General features: G+C 67.3%; 15 protein-coding genes and 3 pseudogenes. 9 read left to right on the top strand and 9 right to left on the bottom strand.

Going from position 1 to position 16779, the window contains the following annotated elements; all coding sequences use genetic code 11:
- Together ACFVYK_RS13965 and ACFVYK_RS13960 are read right to left on the bottom strand one after the other, a co-directional pair.
- On the bottom strand, positions 1-223 hold a 223-nt coding region (locus ACFVYK_RS13965; protein WP_389772820.1), incomplete at its 3' end, for a transposase.
- A 138-nt stretch (positions 224-361) separates the two neighbouring features.
- On the bottom strand, positions 362-1729 hold the full coding sequence (locus ACFVYK_RS13960) for an MFS transporter (protein ID WP_389772818.1): 1368 nt from the start codon (positions 1727-1729) through the stop codon (positions 362-364).
- 124 nt (positions 1730-1853) lie between these two features.
- Between ACFVYK_RS13960 and ACFVYK_RS13955 the strand changes: the two genes are divergently transcribed.
- Entirely contained in the window at positions 1854-2783 is a 930-nt protein-coding gene (locus ACFVYK_RS13955; protein ID WP_389772845.1) for a GlxA family transcriptional regulator, read from the top strand.
- 577 nt (positions 2784-3360) lie between these two features.
- Here ACFVYK_RS13955 and ACFVYK_RS13950 read toward each other — a convergent pair.
- On the bottom strand, positions 3361-3513 hold the full coding sequence (locus ACFVYK_RS13950; protein ID WP_389772815.1) for a hypothetical protein: 153 nt from the start codon (positions 3511-3513) through the stop codon (positions 3361-3363).
- Between the two features lie 519 nt (positions 3514-4032).
- Between ACFVYK_RS13950 and ACFVYK_RS13945 the strand changes: the two genes are divergently transcribed.
- The 3 genes from ACFVYK_RS13945 to ACFVYK_RS13935 are packed head-to-tail and all read left to right on the top strand — an operon-like array spanning position 4033 to position 5903.
- Positions 4033-4869, top strand: a complete 837-nt coding sequence (locus ACFVYK_RS13945) for an alpha/beta fold hydrolase (RefSeq protein ID WP_389772812.1) — start codon at positions 4033-4035, stop codon at positions 4867-4869.
- Positions 4862-5446, top strand: a complete 585-nt coding sequence (locus ACFVYK_RS13940; RefSeq protein WP_389772809.1) for a TetR/AcrR family transcriptional regulator — start codon at positions 4862-4864, stop codon at positions 5444-5446. Before ACFVYK_RS13945 ends, ACFVYK_RS13940 begins: the two co-directional genes overlap by 8 nt.
- Before the next feature lies 1 nt (position 5447).
- A complete protein-coding gene (locus ACFVYK_RS13935) occupies positions 5448-5903 on the top strand; it encodes a hypothetical protein (RefSeq protein ID WP_389772807.1) in 456 nt (151 codons plus the stop codon).
- 313 nt (positions 5904-6216) lie between these two features.
- On the opposite strand, the gene ACFVYK_RS13930 is transcribed toward ACFVYK_RS13935, so the two are convergent.
- Positions 6217-6495, bottom strand: coding sequence for a hypothetical protein (locus ACFVYK_RS13930; protein ID WP_389772805.1), 279 nt, complete (start codon positions 6493-6495; stop codon positions 6217-6219).
- A 376-nt stretch (positions 6496-6871) separates the two neighbouring features.
- Here ACFVYK_RS13930 and ACFVYK_RS13925 point away from each other — a divergent pair.
- Positions 6872-7348: pseudogene (locus ACFVYK_RS13925) on the top strand (alpha-glucosidase/alpha-galactosidase); the annotation flags it as partial.
- Between the two features lie 243 nt (positions 7349-7591).
- A complete protein-coding gene (locus tag ACFVYK_RS13920; protein ID WP_389772802.1) occupies positions 7592-7990 on the top strand; it encodes a DUF4440 domain-containing protein in 399 nt (132 codons plus the stop codon).
- A 239-nt stretch (positions 7991-8229) separates the two neighbouring features.
- On the opposite strand, the gene ACFVYK_RS13915 is transcribed toward ACFVYK_RS13920, so the two are convergent.
- The 4 genes from ACFVYK_RS13915 to ACFVYK_RS13900 form a co-directional block, all read right to left on the bottom strand.
- A complete protein-coding gene (locus ACFVYK_RS13915; protein ID WP_389772799.1) occupies positions 8230-9558 on the bottom strand; it encodes an ABC transporter permease in 1329 nt (442 codons plus the stop codon).
- A complete protein-coding gene (locus ACFVYK_RS13910; protein ID WP_306972166.1) occupies positions 9555-10208 on the bottom strand; it encodes an ABC transporter ATP-binding protein in 654 nt (217 codons plus the stop codon). The genes ACFVYK_RS13915 and ACFVYK_RS13910 overlap by 4 nt, the downstream gene beginning before the upstream one ends.
- 44 nt (positions 10209-10252) lie before the next feature.
- Positions 10253-11368, bottom strand: coding sequence for a peptidoglycan-binding protein (locus tag ACFVYK_RS13905; protein ID WP_389772796.1), 1116 nt, complete (start codon positions 11366-11368; stop codon positions 10253-10255).
- Between the two features lie 160 nt (positions 11369-11528).
- The gene (locus ACFVYK_RS13900; RefSeq protein WP_389772794.1) at positions 11529-12146 is read right to left on the bottom strand and encodes a hypothetical protein; all 618 of its coding nucleotides are present in this window, start codon (positions 12144-12146) and stop codon (positions 11529-11531) included.
- Positions 12147-12249: 103 nt separating this feature from the next.
- Here ACFVYK_RS13900 and ACFVYK_RS13895 point away from each other — a divergent pair, with 103 nt between their 5' ends.
- Both ACFVYK_RS13895 and ACFVYK_RS13890 read left to right on the top strand, forming a co-directional pair.
- Complete coding sequence (locus ACFVYK_RS13895; RefSeq protein ID WP_389772791.1) at positions 12250-12975, top strand: response regulator transcription factor; 726 nt, start codon at positions 12250-12252, stop codon at positions 12973-12975.
- Positions 12962-14857 carry an ATP-binding protein gene (locus ACFVYK_RS13890; protein WP_389772788.1) on the top strand — a complete coding sequence of 632 codons (1896 nt, stop codon included), beginning with the start codon at positions 12962-12964 and terminating at the stop codon, positions 14855-14857. Before ACFVYK_RS13895 ends, ACFVYK_RS13890 begins: the two co-directional genes overlap by 14 nt.
- Positions 14858-15006: 149 nt before the next feature.
- Here ACFVYK_RS13890 and ACFVYK_RS13885 read toward each other — a convergent pair.
- Positions 15007-15228: pseudogene (locus ACFVYK_RS13885) on the bottom strand (transposase); the annotation flags it as partial.
- 155 nt (positions 15229-15383) lie between these two features.
- Here ACFVYK_RS13885 and ACFVYK_RS13880 point away from each other — a divergent pair.
- A pseudogene (locus tag ACFVYK_RS13880) lies at positions 15384-16624 on the top strand (IS701 family transposase).
- Positions 16625-16779: the final 155 nt, after the last annotated feature.

Below are 16779 nucleotides of genomic sequence, written 5' to 3'. Positions count from 1 at the left end.
AGTAGTACGTCGCACTCTTCTGCGGCAGATCGTGCGGGAGATAGGCCCATTGGCAGCCGGTCCGCCCCTGGTAGAGGATCGCGTTCACGATCTCCCGCATGTCGTAGGCGCCCTGATGACCGCTGACCGAGCGGTGCCGGCCCTTCCACGCGGTGATCACCGGCTCGATCAACAGCCACTGCTCGTCCGATAAGTCACTGGGATACGGCTTGCGTTCACTCACCCGGTCACATCACCAGATCACCAACGGGGACCGGCAGATTCCGCCCCGCCGCCACACCATCAGGCGACAGCAGACCCACTCAAAGACTCACGAACCGCTCACTAAGAAGTGTTGACAGTCCACCGTTTCACTGCGGTACTACCGCAGTTTGGACGTCGCCACTGCCGTCACCCCAAGCAACCCGGCACTGATCATCAGGCTCAACCTCATACCCTCGGCGAAGTCATGGGCAACCAGTGAACCAAATACGGCAATCCCGAGGCCGCCGGCCATCTGGCGGGCCGCGTTGAGCACGCCGGCCGCGAGACCGGCCCGCTCCGCCGGGACCGCGTCCATCATCAGGGCGGTCAGAGGCGGCAACGCCAGCGCGCAGCCAAGACCCATCGGCACCAGGAGCACGGACACCAGGCCCGCAGGCGTGCCCTCGCCGACGACGAGAAGAATCAGCGCCCCGATCGCTGCCAAGCTTTGGCCTACCGCCATCGGCAGCCGCGGGCCGTAGCGCTCGGCCAGCCTGCCCGAGAGCACATTGGTGACCGCGATCAGGCCGGTCATCGGCAGGAACACCAATCCGACGTACAGCGCTGAACGGTCCTCGTGCATGGCCAGGAATAGGGAGAACAGGAACATCACACCGTAGAAGACCACGCTGCACGCCGCCCCCGCCGCAATGGCAATGCGCACAGCCGGATTGCGGAACAGGTCGAACGGGACAACAGGGTGTGCCTGGCGTGCTTCGGTGAGGAAGAAGGCGACAGTTGCCACCAAAGCGATAGGGAACGCTATCAGCCGTATCTTCCCCTCCTCGATCACTGCGATAGCCAGGGCGGTAAGAGCCACTACGGCCAGGCCCTGCCCGGGCATGTCCAAAGGCGCCGGGTTGCGTTTGGACCGCGGGGCTCGGACGAGCAGCAACAGAGCGGCTGCCCCCGCCGGCAGGTTGATGAAAAAAATGGCTCGCCAGTCCCACAGCGTGGTCAACGCGCCACCCGCAATCGGACCAAGGGCCATCGACACCGAACCGCCGGCCGCCCACGCAGTGACCGCACGGGCCCGCTTGACAGGATCTGTGTACGCCTGTCGCACCAGTGCCAGCGAAGCGGGGAGGACGAGAGCCGCTGCAATTCCCTGTACCGCGCGGGCGACAATGAGCGCCAGAAGGTTTGGTGACAATCCGCAGACGACGGAGGAAATGGTAAACATCACGATGCCCATGGCGAAGGCTCGACTGGCGCCGACCCGGTCCGTGAGAGCGCCACTGGACAAAAGCAGCGCTGCGAAGGCTAATGTGTACGCGTCCACCACCCACTGCAGCCCGGACACTCCGCCGCCAAGACTGGAGCTTATGAACGGCAGGGCCACATTGACCACGGAGGTGTCGAGCGTGATCAGGGAGAAACCGAAAAGCGCCGCCACGAGCGTGAATCCGGAAGACGCTTTCCTGGAGGTCAATTCCCCGTGAGCGTGGGCAGATTCCTCACCCCGGGGCGGCCGATTCTTTAGCATGGATCAATGCTGCGCAAAAATGATGCCACACAGCAGTGGCCTGAACGCCAAGGATCCGGAGGTTCTGGCCATGCCGGCAAGGACGCCCCACCGTGTTGCCGTCGTCACGCCCTCCCCCGTGTCGATGTTCAACCTGGCCATCCCGGACATGCTGTTCACGAAGGTCGAGATCGACGGCGCCCCGGGCTACGAGGTGACCATCTGCACCAGTGCACCAGGCCCGGTGGCGACCACCAGCGGCCTGGACCTCAACGTACACACAGGACTTGACGCCATGATGGACGCCGACACGGTCCTCCTCGCCGGCTCCGGTCGACATGAAACGCCAGATCCGGCCACCGTCCACGCGGTGAAGGAGGCGGCCGCTGCGGGCAAACGCATCGCTTCCATATGCAGCGGTGTCTTCGTTCTCGCCGAGGCAGGCCTCCTAGACAGCCGCAGCGCCACCACGTACTGGAGCCTCGCCGGTGAGCTGCTCGACCGGTACCCGAGCCTTACCCTCAAGGGCGACGTCCTTTACGTCCAGGACGGACAGGTGCTCACGTCCTCCGGTTACGCCGCCGGCATCGACCTCTGCCTGCACATCATTCGCACCGACTACGGTGCTGCAGTCGCCAATGAGGTCGCCCGTCTTGCCCTCGTCGCACCTGTCCGCCCCGGCGGCCAGACCCAGTTCACTCAGACCCCTCTGCCGCCGGTGCGCGGCACCGCCTGCACCGACACCCGCGGTTGGGCCATGCGCAACCTCGACAAGCCCCTCACCCTCACCGACCTGGCTCGTCACGCGGGCATCTCCGTACGCACGCTCACCCGCCGTTTCCACGCCGAGAGCGGAGCCAGCCCGCTGCAGTGGCTGCTCCACCAACGCATGGAGCGCGCCAAAGAACTTCTGGAGACCACAACCCTTTCCATGGACCGGGTGGCCGACGCCTGCGGTCTGGGCTCTGCTGACTCTCTACGCGCCCATATGGTCCGCCGCACCGGTCTGACACCAAGCGCCTACCGAGCACAATTCAGCCACTTGGGCACCACGAACGGGCCGGCCACACGGTGAACCGTTCCTGATGCTCCAGCGCGGTTTCGCAACCGTGTGCCGGGCCCCACAGGGACGGGTACGGCCACCGCACGATCACCGATTGGTGCATGGACAAGCAAAGATCGTCTGCAGGGCCGGGGCCCGCCACTGCTCGCCGAACCGGCGGGGCCGGTGACATGGGTTTGGCGGCGATCGACGCCTGGCTGTGCTTCGAGGACGAAGCCGGCTTCCCGATGACGCCGCCCACCGCACGCATCTGGGCCCGGCGCGGACACACACCCCTCACTTGAAGGTCAGTCGACGGAGTCTTCGGTCCATACGAGCGTCCCGGGGAAATCCGGTGACTTCCCACTCGTCGCCGCCCGGCAGTATCGCGATCCAAGGAGGTGGTGAGGCCAGCAGGTTCCCGACGAAATCCAGGGCACCAGCGAAGGAGCGCCAGAGGGGATCACGTTCCCAGACGAAGCCAACTGCTGAATGTCCCACTCGCCCATACGGCCTGTCCTGGTGTCGACCAGGGGCTGGATAACGCTCAGCGTCGCGAACGGAACGAGGAATGGTTTATCTCCTTCTGTCAGATTTTTGTCATCGGGCGCTACTTCAACCAGGCCGCACGATTCTCGAGGATGTCCTCGACGCCCAGCAGCGTGAACTCGGGCGGAAGAATCACGGTCAGGCCTGAGCCGTTGTGGCGGAGCAGTGAGCGTTCGACATCATCCGGCAGCTGCCCGCCGACAGACTCGTACAAGGTGTCCGGGTCTGCGCGAGTACACGGAGCCGGCCACGGGTCTTCCTCCGGCGCGCTGGGCTATCCAGCGCTCGATCTTGCTCCGCGACTCCTCGACGCTCACGCACCCTCCTGCATCCGACCGGAAGCCAAGGATCCCAACTCATCAACGGCGAGGACACCCACCGGAGTCCAAAGACGGGTTACCGGTAACGGCCTGACTGCCTGCGTCGGTTCGGCCTGATCGCGTCCGTTTCCGCGTCACCTTTGGGCGCGAGGAGTGGGCAGGTACTGGCCGGCTTCGACACCGGCCGCTGAGCGGGCATGCCTGCCCCGGGCGCGCTGAGACCTTCTGGGGTGGGCGAGCCGCGTCCCGCACGGCATGACCGCACTGACGGCGATGCGGACCCCGCCGAGCTGGACCTTCCCTCTCTCCCTCGCCTGGCATCCGGTCAGGGTTGACACTCCTGGCTATAGGGGTTAGCTTCTGGCTAGACGCATTAGCGCATAGCTATTGCGCTTAACGAGCAGGGAGATGTCATGGCTGAGTTTGTCTCCGTCCCGGGTGGCACCATCGCTTATGAGGCCGCTGGAGAGGGCCCGCTGGTCGTCCTGGCCCACGGCATAGGGGACAGCCGCGCGGCGTACAGGTTCGTCGTGCCGCGTCTGGTGGCGGCGGGGTATCGAGTGGCGGCGGTCGACCTGCGGGGCTGTGGCGAGTCGAGCGCGCAATGGCCTTCCTGCTCGCGCACCGACATCGCGGGCGATCTGCTCGCGGTGATCCGCCACATCGACAGCGGCCCGGCCGTCCTGGTCGGCCACTCGATCTCCGGCGGCGCCGCCACCATCGCGGCCGCCCAGGATCCCGGCCTGGTCAGAAGCATCATCGAGCTGGGCCCCTTCACGCGCGCGCAGTCGATCAAGCTCGGCGACTTCCGCTCCAAGAGCTACCGCAAGGGTGCCTTCCGGCTGCTCGGCGCCGCCCTGTTCGGCAGCGTGGGACTGTGGTCCCGCTATCTCGACCACGCCTACCCGGGCCGCAAGCCGGCCGACTGGGCCGACCGGCTGGCCGGCATCCGGGCGATGCTGGGCGAGCCGGGCCGAATGGGGGCGTTGAAGAAGATGGGGCAGTCGGCGCCGACCGACGCCGGCGCCCAGTTGGGCAACATACGGTGCCCCGCCCTGATCGTGATGGGTTCGCTGGACCCCGACTGGGTCGATCCGCGCGCCGAGGGCGAGGCGATCGTGGCTGCGATGCCGGCCGATGTCGGAGAGCTCGCGGTGGTCGAGGGAGCCGGCCACTACCCGCACGACCAGTACCCCGAGGAGACGGTGTCCCTGATGCTGGCCTTCCTGGAAGCACACGCCCGTGCCTAGGGCAGGTCTTGATACAAAAGCCGTCGTCGCGGCGGGAGCAGACCTCGCCGACGAGGTCGGTCTGTCGGGTCTGACCATGGGGCTGCTGGCCGACAGGCTCGGCGTACGGCCACCGTCCCTGTACAAGCACGTCGCCTCCCTGCACGAACTGCGGCACGGCATCTCCGTCCAGGCCAAGCGCGAATTCGCCCATCAGCTGGCCCGGGAGTCCGTCGGCCGTTCCGGCCCTGACGCGGTCCGGGCGTTCGCCGACAGCTACCGCCGCTGGGCCCTGGAGCATCCCGGCCGCTACGCCGCCACCGTCCCCGCCCCGGTGGCCGGTGACGAGGAGGACCGCCGCGTCAGCGAAGAGGCGTTGCAGGTTCTGCTCGACGTCCTCGCCGGTTTCGGCCTGCCCGACGCGCGCGTGGTCGACTCCGCACGCGCCATGCGATCAGCACTCCACGGGTTCGTCACCCTCGAGGGCACCAATGGCTTCCAGATGCCCCGCGACGTCACGCGGAGTTTCCACTTCCTCGTCGACACCCTGATCGCCGGCCTCAAGGCCGACCCTCCTGACCGCGCCTTTGAAGGATGACATGGCCGCCACCGACCCCTCCCCCTCCAGCCCACAGGCATCAAGCACCGTAAGGACCAAGACGCAACGGCCGCCGGGGCACGACTACCTCCGAGGCGGCGTGCGCGTCGCCGCCGAGGTGACCGCTTGGGTGTGCACCCCCTGGGCCCTGTGGCCGCACTCCGTCCCGCTGGCGATCGGCGCCGTCGTGCTGCTGATCGGGCTGCCCGCCATCTTCAGCACCCCGGGCGACCGGCCCGGCGCAGAACCACCCGTCGCGGTGCCGGGCATCGTCACCATCCTGCTGGTCGTGCTCCACCTGGTGGCGGCGGCAGCCTCCGCGTGGGCACTGTGGGGCACATGGATCGCCGCAACAGTGACTGTCCTGTGCCTGGTCGTCCCGTTCACCGAGCTACCACGCTGGCGAGCTCTCCTGAGCGCGACCCACGATCGAGCTGAGCGCCCAGCACGCCGGTGACCGCCCGAGCACGGCCTTGCTGGAGGACGCTCATCGGTGTTCAGGTCCAGCCACAGCAGGCTGGCACGAAGGCACCTCGTACATGCAGCCCGTTTCCGCACGCCGGAAGACATCGCCAGATTCCTCGCCCCGGACAAAACCAAGATCAAACCGACGTGTTGATTCCCGGCAGGCCCTAAGTTGTGTGATGACAGTCGGCGGATTCGGCGGAACGCTCGGCAGAAAGCCAGTGGAGGGACCGGTCGTGCGAGCACGGCCAGCGCCGCGCGGACACGGCTGAGACCGACCGCGTCCGCGTCTTGCGCCACTGGCCTCAGGCGGTAACGAGCACGTCTTCCGCCACCTTCGCAGTGTTGGCGAGGGCGACATCGGACTGGTCAGCGATGTTGTTGGCGAGGGTGTTGCCGTTGCTGCTGCCATTACTGCTGGTTGAACCGTCGTTGCCGGCGTTGGCGCCTTGGTTCTGGCTGCCGATCAGGAGGGCACCGACGTTTTCCCCGATGGTGTTGGCCGACGCGGGGGCGGCCGTGGCAATGAGAGCGGCGCCGGCGACGGCCGCGGTTCCGAGGGCTTGGGTGAAGATCTTGGGCATGCACGGGGGCAACGACTGCTGCGAGCGGTCGGACACGGGCGATTGAGAGAGCCTTCCTTCTCGTTGAGACGGCCTTCCCGAAGCGCGCAGGCTGCTGGTGTCTGCTGACCCGGGGCCGCAAACGCCACAGGCCCCGGCGGAAGAATCGTCCCCGGGGCCCGATGTGTGGAGTCGTGCTGTTCAACGACGGTGTGATGCCGGCGTCACGGGGGTGCGCGTATCCGTCGGCGCGTTCAGCTCGCCGCCCTCTTGGAGGGCGACTGAGGTGCACGGCCGCTCCGGCCGGCCCGCGGTCTCCGCGTTTTCGGCTTTATGGTTTCGGCCGCCGCGCGGCGGTGCGGGAAAACCGGAGGTGGGGGGCCGGCGGCCACCGGAGATCGTCGACGAGAACGTGGCCGCCTACGAGAAGATCCGCGACGCGCTCACCGTCGGGGCGCCGATCACCGTCGAGGGGACGATGGAGTACGCGCCCCAGATCATCCACAGCATGGTCACCGGCACCCCGCGCACGGTCTACGGCAACGTCCCCAACCGGACCCTGATCGACAACCTGCCGGCGCACGGCGTCGTGGATGTGCCGTGTCTGGTGGACTCACTCGGCGTCCAGCCCACCCGCGTCGGCTCTCTGCCACCCCAACTGGCGGCGCTCGACCGGACGTACCTGAGCGCGAACGACCTGCTGGTGCGGGCCGCGATCGAGAACGAGCCGCGGCACATCAGGCATGCGGCGATGACCGCCCCCGCCACAGCCTCCACCCTCCCCGTCGAGGACATCTGGCGCCTGTGCGACGACATGGTCACAGTGCACGGCGACCTCATCCAGCCGGGACTACGTGCCCGCCTGGGCTCATGAGCGGCGCAGAACCGGCCCGGTGCCCGAGAACCACCGGCGGAGGCGTGCCCGGGCCGTGGTGCGGTGCAGCCACAGGAAGGCGACTTCCACGAAGCAGCCCGGTGTCTTCCGCTCACCGGTTGGGACGGGCCAAGCGATTCAGCGGTGCCATGCCGCGTTCGACGCCATACACAACGCCATTCCGGCTGAAGTCTCTTGGCGTTGCTTCCCTACCGCGGCGAGGAATCGACGGAAGATGAAGCCATGGCCGACCGTGATGATTTCCTGGCGTGGGTCAGGACCGCCCTGTACGAGGCGGAGCTTGCGCTGCACAACGGCAATGCGGGCCCCCGCCGGGCGCTGTGGTCGCGCAAAGAGCCCGTGAGCGTCCTGGGAGCGTGGCGCAACGCCGGCGGCCAGCAGGAACTCGACAAGCTCTTCACGACGCTCGGCAAGAGCTTCTCCGAGTGCACCTCGTACGTGTTCGACCTTCAGACGTACGACGTGTCGGGGGACATGGCCTACACAGTCGGTCTCGAGCACACCTCCGTCTCCGTCGACGGAGAACCGCGCACCTACACCTTGCGGGCCACACAGGTGTACCGCCGCGAAGAGGGCGAGTGGAAGGTCGCCCATCGCCATGGCGACACGGTGCCCGGGTGAGGGGATCGAATACTCGACTCGGATGCAGCGCATCTTGGGCGCGCCCGCAGCACGGTGTCGGCGGCTCGGGGAAACGGAATGACGGCAACGACGTCACCGCGCCCCGAGCCGACCGCACAGGGACAGATCGCAGTGCCGGCCGTGCTCGCCGAACCTCGAACCGCTCGTAAAAAACCGTCAACTCTTGTGGGCGGTGACGTCGTGGATCGCCGAAAGGTACGTCGGGCGCGGGCCTGCGCTCAGGTCGTCGCCAGTGCCTCGGTGGGGGTCAGCCGTGAGGCGCGGATCGACGGGTAGACGCCGGCGGCCATGCCGACCAGGACCGCACCTGCGAATCCGCTGCCCACTGCGGTCGGGGGAATGACCGGCGGCCAGTCCTGGTAGGCGGCGTAGCCGAGGACGGCCAGGCTGCCCAGCAGGGTGCCTGCCGCACCGCCCAGGGTGGAGAGGGCGACGGATTCGGTGAGGAACTGGATTCTGATCTGGCCCCGGTTGGCACCCAGGGCTCGACGCAGTCCTATCTCGCGGCGGCGTTCGAGGACGGATATGAACATGGTGTTGGCCACCCCGATGCCGCCGACCAGCAGAGCGACTCCCGCGAGTCCCAGGAACAGGGCCGAGAAGGTGTTCTCGGTCGCCCGTTTCGCCGCCAGGGCGTCGGAGGGCCGGCTGACCTGCACGACACCGGGCAGCTCCGGATTGATGGTGGCGGGCAGAACCCGGCGTACGTCCTCGATCGCGTCTTCTCTTGCCTTGACGTAGATCACCGTTGGATGTCCGTCGAACCGGAGCTGTTTCCGGGCGGCTTCCCAGCCGACCAGTACCGAACGGTCGAGGTCGGGGGCAAGCGTCACCGGGTCCAGGATTCCGATCACGGTGAACCAGCGTTTGTCGATGTAGATCTGCGGGGCGGGATCATCCGGGTCCAGCTCGGCGAACCCGAGCCGGGAGGCGGCTTCGGAGCCGAGGACGGCAGTCGGGAGTTTCTCGGTGGCGGCGTTGAGGAACTGCCCCGATCCGACTGTGCCGTTGACCGCTTGGAGCACGTTCCGCCTGGCCGCCAGCACGGCCAGGCCGCTGTATTCGCCGGCGTCGATCCGGTCGGAGCGGTGGACGGTGGCGTGGGTGTTGGCGACAGCGCTGCTGACGGTGACGGGGGCGATGCGGCCGACCATGTCCACCGACTCCTCGGGGAGGAGTACCGGCGGATCTGCGCCCGGTGTCGGCCTGGCTTGCAGCGCGTTGGTTCCCAGGGCCACGAGTTCCTCCATCAGTGCCTTCTGGCTGGAGGCGGGAATCCCCGTCACGACGATCATTGTGGCGATGCCGATGGAGATGCCCAGGGCGGACAGCGCCGCCCTGACCTTGCGGGTACGGATGCCGAGGAGTCCGAGGCCCAGCAGATCGGCCGGTGCCAGCCGTACGGGTTTCGTACCTGCGACGAGCCGGCTTCCACCGCCCGCCGTGTCGGCCCCGGGGCGGGCCCGACGGCCGACGGGCCCACCGTGCGCCCGTCGGCGGCGTCCACCGCCTTCGCCGGTGGTGGGCTGTGTCGGTGCTTCGGTCATGCGTGGCTCCGCGTCAGCGTGTCGGCCACAATCCGGCCGTCCAGGATCTCTACTCGGCGGGGCAACTGTTCGGCGATGCCCCGGTCGTGGGTGATGAGCGCGATGGTGGTTCCCTCTTCGTTCAGTCTGGTCAGCAGCTCCAGGACCGCCCTGCCGTTGGCTGTGTCAAGGGCTCCGGTCGGCTCGTCGGCCAGGACCAGGGACGGTTCGTTGACGAGGGCGCGGGCGATGGCGACTCGCTGCCGTTCCCCGCCGGAGAGCTGGTGGGGCAGGTGGCCGACACGGTGGGCGAGCCCGACCCGGCCCAGTGCCTCGACCGCCAGTGGACGCCGCCGGTGGCGGCTCACCCCGGCGTAGAGCAGCCCGGTGGCAACGTTCTCCGCGGCGGTGAGCCCATCGGTGAGGTGGAACTGCTGAAAGACGAAGCCGAGCCAGCGGCCGCGCAGGGCGGACAACTGCCGGTCGGAGAGCGCGGCAATGTCCTGGCCACCGATTTCGACGGTGCCGTGGGTCGGCCGGTCCAGCGTGCCCATGACGTTGAGCAGAGTCGACTTTCCCGATCCGGAGGGGCCGACGATGGCGACCAGTTCGCCTTCGCCGATGGTGAGCGAGACCTCGTCCAGTGCGGTGACTCCGCCGGGGTAGGCCATGCTCGCGTCGCGTACAGCCAGCACCGGCGGGGCTGCGGGAAGACTCACGAGGCTGTCACCACCCTGGTGCCTTCCTCGACGTGCGGTCCGGTGATCTCGACCATGCCCTTGGCGAACATCCCCAACTCGACGGGCCGGAGCGGCCCGTTCTCCACCTGTACCGCGTAGCCGCCCTCGGACAGGGCCAGCAAGGTGCCGACCGGAACGGCCAGTACGCCCTTCTTCGTCTGTCCGGTGAACCGCACTTGGACCGCGGCGGAGTCGATGTCCGCCACCTTGCCGGCGCTCGTCCTGGCCAGCGAGACGGTCACCGTCACCTTGGCCGGCCCGGCGGCTCCTTCCGGGGCTCCTTCCTCGGTCTGAACGACGGTCGAGATGACCGAGACCTCTCCGGGGACCTCCGAGGCGTCGGGCAGCTTGATCGTCACCTTGGCGCCCTGTTTGACCGAGGCGATGTCGGGGGCGTCCACCGGCACGGTTACGGATTTGGTGGTCGCGGTGAGAGTCATCAGCTCGCCGGTGGCGGCGTCGGCGCCTAGCTGGGTTTTGACGGAGCTGACGCGAACGGCGCCCTGTGTCACCACGATGTCGCTCACGTCGAGTACGCCGGTCGCTGCCGCTCCCGTGGCGGTCTGCCAGCGCCTGACCGCGTCCATGAGATCCGCGGTGAGTACTCCGTCCCCCTCTTTCACCTTTGTTTCCTCGCGGGTGGAGGCCGTCGGCGTCGGCGCGTCGGCCTCGTCGGTCCGCCCGTCGGGGGCACCGCTGGTCTTTGCTTCGGGCGCCGCCGACGCATTCGGGGCGGCCGGCCCGGGCACCGGAGTGGCGGCCTTCCGGACCGTGCTGCCCACACCTGGCTGGGAGCCAACGTTGTATCCGAGTGCCCGGAGATTGTCGGCGATCACCTTGATGTCGCGGCCGACCAGGCCACGTGTGTCCAGTCTGCGGAACATTGGTGTGCTGCCGTAGAACACGCGTACCGGCCGGTCGTCGATGCGGTAGAGCTGTTCGTTCCGGTCGACCTTGGCGCCCGGGGCCGGCAGCCAGGTAACTCTGCCACTCGCGGCTCCCTGAACGCTGAGCGGGGTTCCGTAGCCCAGGGTGCCGCTCAGCTCCATCTCATTGGACAGGTCCGTTCTGATAACCGCGACGGTGCGCACTTTCGTTGTCTTCTTGACCGCGGTGCCCGCTCCGCTGTCGTCAGCGGCCCATTTGGCAGCGCCGACACCTGCTGCGGCCACTGCGAGGGCGGCCAGGGCGGACAGCCACCGCCGCCGGCCCTTCGCGGGTGTAGCGTCGCCGGTCCTGGAGACAGCTCGCTTACTTCTTGCCACCGAACGCCTCCACCTCGCACTCCTTCTCGATCCTGTTGTAGTTGGGGGGCAGATTGCCTACATAGTTGTAGCCACTGCCGTCCGGGAGCGCGTTGGTCTTGACTCCTCGCTTGTCCATGCACTGGAGCTGCTCGCGGAAGTCGTCCATGTAGTGCGGATTCTTCTCCTTGTCCAACTCCGGTGGCTGAATGGGCTTCTTGGCCTTGCAGGCTTCCGCGGCACCGCGCATGGAGGGCGACTTCGTCTCAGGAAAAACCCATTCGCTTCCGGAGTCGAGGGCCCCTCCGCTCTTCGAATACGTAGGCACACCGTTCTTCTTCAGGCAGGCCGAATACGCATTGTTGATGAGCCGCTGTTCCTCTTCCGTGCTGTCCAGGCGGAGTTGCACACCCTCCGATCCGGGAGCAGTCGTCTTCCTGTCGGCCGTACCGGCCTTTCCCGGCCCGTCGAGGGAGGCCACATCGGACTTCTGGCCGCTGTCGTCTTCTGTCTTTGATCCACCACAGCCAGTGATCAGCGCGAGAGTGGCAATTCCGGCAAAGAGACCGACAACGGGCGAGCGCAGCAGACGGGTTGTCCGTGGCCCGGAGGTGAGGTTCGTCATGACCGCCACTGTGAGCGGTAGTTATGAAGATCTCGACAGGACGATGACAGGACGATGACAGGATCTCGACTCATCGGTTTGAGCGCGACTTAAGGTCGATCACATGTGCGCACACGTCCTGATCGCTGAAGACGACAAGAAGCAGGCCGAGGTGATCCGCCAGTACCTGGAGCATGCCGGCTACACGGCCACCGAGGTCTACGACGGGTACGCCGCACTCGACGAAGTGCGGCGCCGGCCGCCGGACCTGCTGGTCCTGGACGTGATGCTGCCGCTTCTCGACGGACTGCAGGTCTGTCGCGTTCTCCGGTACGAGACGGATCTTCCGGTGCTGATGCTGACCGCTCGCTCCACCGAGGAAGACCTCCTGCGCGGCCTCGATCTGGGCGCCGACGACTACATGACCAAGCCGTATAGTCCTCGAGAGCTGATGGCCCGCATCCGGACCCTGCTGCGCAGACCACGGCAGGCCACGTCACCGGACCGCCACACTCTGCGCGCGGGCCCGCTGAGCGTGGACCCGGTCCGCCACGAGGTCTTCATGTCAGGGCAGCCGGTTCTCTGTACCCCGGGCGAGTTCGCGCTCCTGGCCGTTATGGCCGGTCAGCCCGGTCGGGTGTTCAAGCGGGAACAACTCCTGGAACTTACAAGAGGTTCCGACCGATTCATCAGCGGCCGCATCATCGATGTGCACATCGGCAACCTCCGCAAAAAGATCGAACCCGATCCGCGGCGGCCGGTCCACCTGGTGACCGTCTTCGGTGTCGGATACAAGCTGATGGACGGGCGGACGGGGCACGTGGAGAGGGGCGGCCATGTCTCGCCGTGACGCACCTCGGCGACCCCGACGCGGGGTCCCGCTGCGCAATAGTCTGCTGGCGCGGCTGATGGCTGCCTCGGTGCTGGTCGCCGTGTGCTCGATCGGCGCCACTGCCTGGCTGGCGGTGCAGACCACCACCCAGGCGATCCAGCAGGAACGGGGTCAGGTCCTGGCGGACGACACCAGTGTCTACAGCGAACTGCTGGGGTACGCCGCCGTTCACCGCGACTGGGACACCGTGGCACCCCTCGTACACGACCTCGCGGAACGCACGGGACGACGTATCGTCCTGACCTCGAAGGCCCACCGCCCGATAGTGGATTCCGCCGACTCCGACGCTCCCGCACCCACGACGGTCTCCGCGGTCATCGACCCGCTGCGCACCGACTCGGGACCGCTGCCCGGTACCGGCGTCCCGGTCGGCGCAGGCGGCATCGACCCTCGTGCGACGGGCCCGTACCTGTTGCCCGAAGACGAGCGTTCCCAGCTCGGCCAGTGGGCGGACAAACAGCTTGCCTGCCTGCGCGATCTGGGAATCAACGCTCAGCGCATCGACAGCCCCAGCGGTCGTCCGACCGTGAAGTTCAACGCTGCCCGGCTTCCGGAGCCCGACGACTGTTATCTCCCACTCGATGAACCCACCGCCACCGAGAGGGAACCCCTCGCCCGGCTCAACACCATGGTCGGCAACTGCCTGACTGCGGGAGGCCGCGAACTCCCGCTGCCTCGCCAGTACGCGGTGCAGGTCGGGCCGGACTTCTCCTGGACCTCGAAACTGCCCCCGGACGAATACACCGACTTGATCGAGGACTGCACTGTCGAGAGCCGCCGCACACAACTGCGCGCCTATGTGGCTCCGGCCTCTCTGCTGTACCTCTCCTCTCCCGGGGCCGCCGACACACCACAGTTCGACCTCTCAGCAGAAAACCGCACCCGCATCATCGGCGTCACCGGTCTGGTACTGGTACTCACCGTCGGAGTGACGGCGGTGATCGCCTACCGGCTCGTACGCCCGCTGAAGGCGCTCACGGACGCCGCCCGCAATCCGAGCCGTCCGTACCGACCCGTTCCGGTGAGCACGGGAAACGAGATCGGTTATCTCACGGAGGCATTCAACGAGATGTCCGAGCGCCGTGAGCGGCTGGAGGAACAGCGCAAGGTCATGGTCAGTGATGTCGCCCATGAACTGCGCACGCCGCTCACCAACATCCGCAGCTGGCTGGAGGCCGCCGAGGACGGCATCGCCACACCGAACCCGGCTCTGGTCACCTCGCTGTTGGAGGAGGCTCTGCTGTTGCAGCACATCATCGACGACCTCCAGGACCTGGCGGCGGCGGACGCCGGCAAGCTGAGGATCCACCCCGAAGTCGTGCGCCTCGCGGACGTTCTGCATCATGTCGCTGCCGCGCATCGGGCCTCTTCCGACACCGCAGGGGTCCGGCTAACGGTCGAAGGCGAGGCCGACATCGACCTCACCGCCGACCCCGCGCGACTGCGACAGGCCGTCGGCAATCTGGTGTCCAACGCGGTACGCCACACAGGGCGGGGCGGAAGCGTCACTCTCTCGTCGTTCGTAGTCGGTGACGAAGTCGTCATCGAGGTGGCCGACACCGGCACGGGCATCGACCCCGATGACCTGCCCAGGCTCTTCGAGCGTTTCTGGCGGGCCGAGAAGTCACGCAGCCGCCACACCGGAGGCAGTGGCCTGGGGCTTGCCATCGTCCTCCAGCTCGCGCACGCCCATAACGGCACCGTCACCGTCACCAGCACGCCCGGAGTCGGATCCGTCTTCGCCCTGCGGCTGCCTCGCATGGGCGCGGGCGGCTGGTACAGCCGCCCGCTATCGACCGATACCGCCGCGAGCCAGGGAGTTCGTATCCGCAAGAAGTAGCCTGCGTAGCGGGGCCCCGGCGTCCCGTTCTCCCACCCCGACACAGTCGAGGCACGGCTGGCGGGCAGCCCGGAATCTTGCACACGGGCTATGCGGCCGCTGTGGCGCGAAGGGGCGGGGATCGAGGTGCTGCCGCCCGACTGCGCGCGGATCGTGGCCCTGGTCCAGGTGCGGTCCAGACGTCGCCAGCAGGTCTGTCCCGAGCCGAATCCCAGTTCCAGCGGCAGGAGTTGCCAGGCGATGTCGTTGCGGAGCACGTACAGAATGCCCTGTAGACACAGTCGATCCGCCACCGGCGGCGGGCCTGGCGACTTCTCCGGCCAGGGTGGCAGCAGCGGTTCGATCAGCGCCCACAAGTCGTCGTCCACGATCCAAGGCCGAGTGCTCACACCATCCCGAACGGCCGAATCGTCACATCGGCCACGCCCGACCAGGGCACTTCAACGAGATCCTGTTACGAGCTCTAATACTCCAGCAGCGGGTCGTGTCCTGAGCTGGTGGTTGTCGTTGTCCTGGTACGGAGGGGATGACTGAAGTCGGTTGCTGGGCTAACAAGTTGGAGTCGGTGTTCGCCCGGGTGGCGGGCCGGTTCGTTCGGGCTGATCTGCGGTGGCGGATGCGGGACTACGTCCGTGGTCTGCTGGGGCGGGCGACACGCAAGAACGGCTGGCAGCTCGCTGAATGGGCAGGTCACCGTACTCCGGACGCTTCCAGCGGCTGTTGAACAGCAGTGTCTGGGACGCGGACGCCCTGCGCGACGACGTCCGTGCCTACGTCGGCGAACGGCTCGGACCGGACGGAGTGCTGATCATCGACGACACCGGGTTCATCAAGAAGGGCACCACCTCGGCCGGGGTGGGCCGGCAGTACACCGGAACCTCGGGAAAGATCGACAACTGCCAGATCGGAGTGTTCGCCGCCTATGCCACCAGCTCGGGCCGAGCCCTGGTGGACCGGGAGCTCTACCTGCCCAAAGCCTGGAGGTCCGACCGTGACCGCTGCCGGGCGGCAAAGATCCCCGACGAACGCGGCTTCGCGACCAAGGGAGAGCTGGCCCGGGACATCGTCCGCCGCTGCCTGGCCACCGGCCTGCCCGCCAAGTGGGTCACCGCGGACGAGGCCTACGGGCAGGACTGGCACTTTCGCCGCCTGCTCGAGCAACTCGATGTCGGCTATGTGGTGGCAGCGCCCACGTCGCAGCAGATCAAGTCCCTGGCCGACATCTGGCGCATCGACCAGCTCATCGAAGAAGCACCCGGTGACGCCTGGCAGAGACTGTCCTGCGGTGACGGGGCCAAGGGCCCGCGGGTCTACGACTGGGCCGGGGCCAAGCTGCCCGCCAACATCATCTTCGACCCCGACCCGCCCACCCACCACCGCTGGGTGATGGCCCGCCGCAGCCTGTCCGACCCCGAAGAGGTGGCCTACTACCTGGCCTATGCACCCGTCGGCGTCGAGATCGCCGAGCTGGCCCGGATCGCCGGCTCCCGCTGGGCGATCGAGGAGTGCTTCCAAGCCGCGAAGAACGAATGCGGCCTGGACCAGTACGAGGTCCGCCGCTACATCGGCTGGTATCGGCACATCACCCTGGCAATGCTCGCCCACGCGGTCCTGACCGCGCTCGCCGCCCAGGCCAGCGAGGCGGCAAAGGGGGCTGCAGAAACGGATCAGCCCTCGTCCCGCTCACCGTGGCAGAGATCCGGCGCCTCCTGGACACTCTCCTGCCCCACCCACGAGCCGACCGCGATCCCATCACCCACGCGCTGAAGTGGTCGGCCTGGAGAAGACGACGCCAAGCCGTCGCCCGCCGCTGCCACTACCGAAAACGCAGCTGAGGACACGAACCGCTGCTGGAGTATTAGGCCAGGTCAGGTAGGAGGCCGCGTCGGGAGGGAGCCCGGGCCCGGTCATTAGAGTGACCG

This window comes from Streptomyces sp. NPDC058291 (genome assembly GCF_042880855.1).
GTDB lineage: Bacteria > Actinomycetota > Actinomycetes > Streptomycetales > Streptomycetaceae > Streptomyces.
The sequence above is the reverse complement of the archived record's forward strand: the minus strand, read 5'-3'. Positions and strand labels throughout refer to the sequence as shown.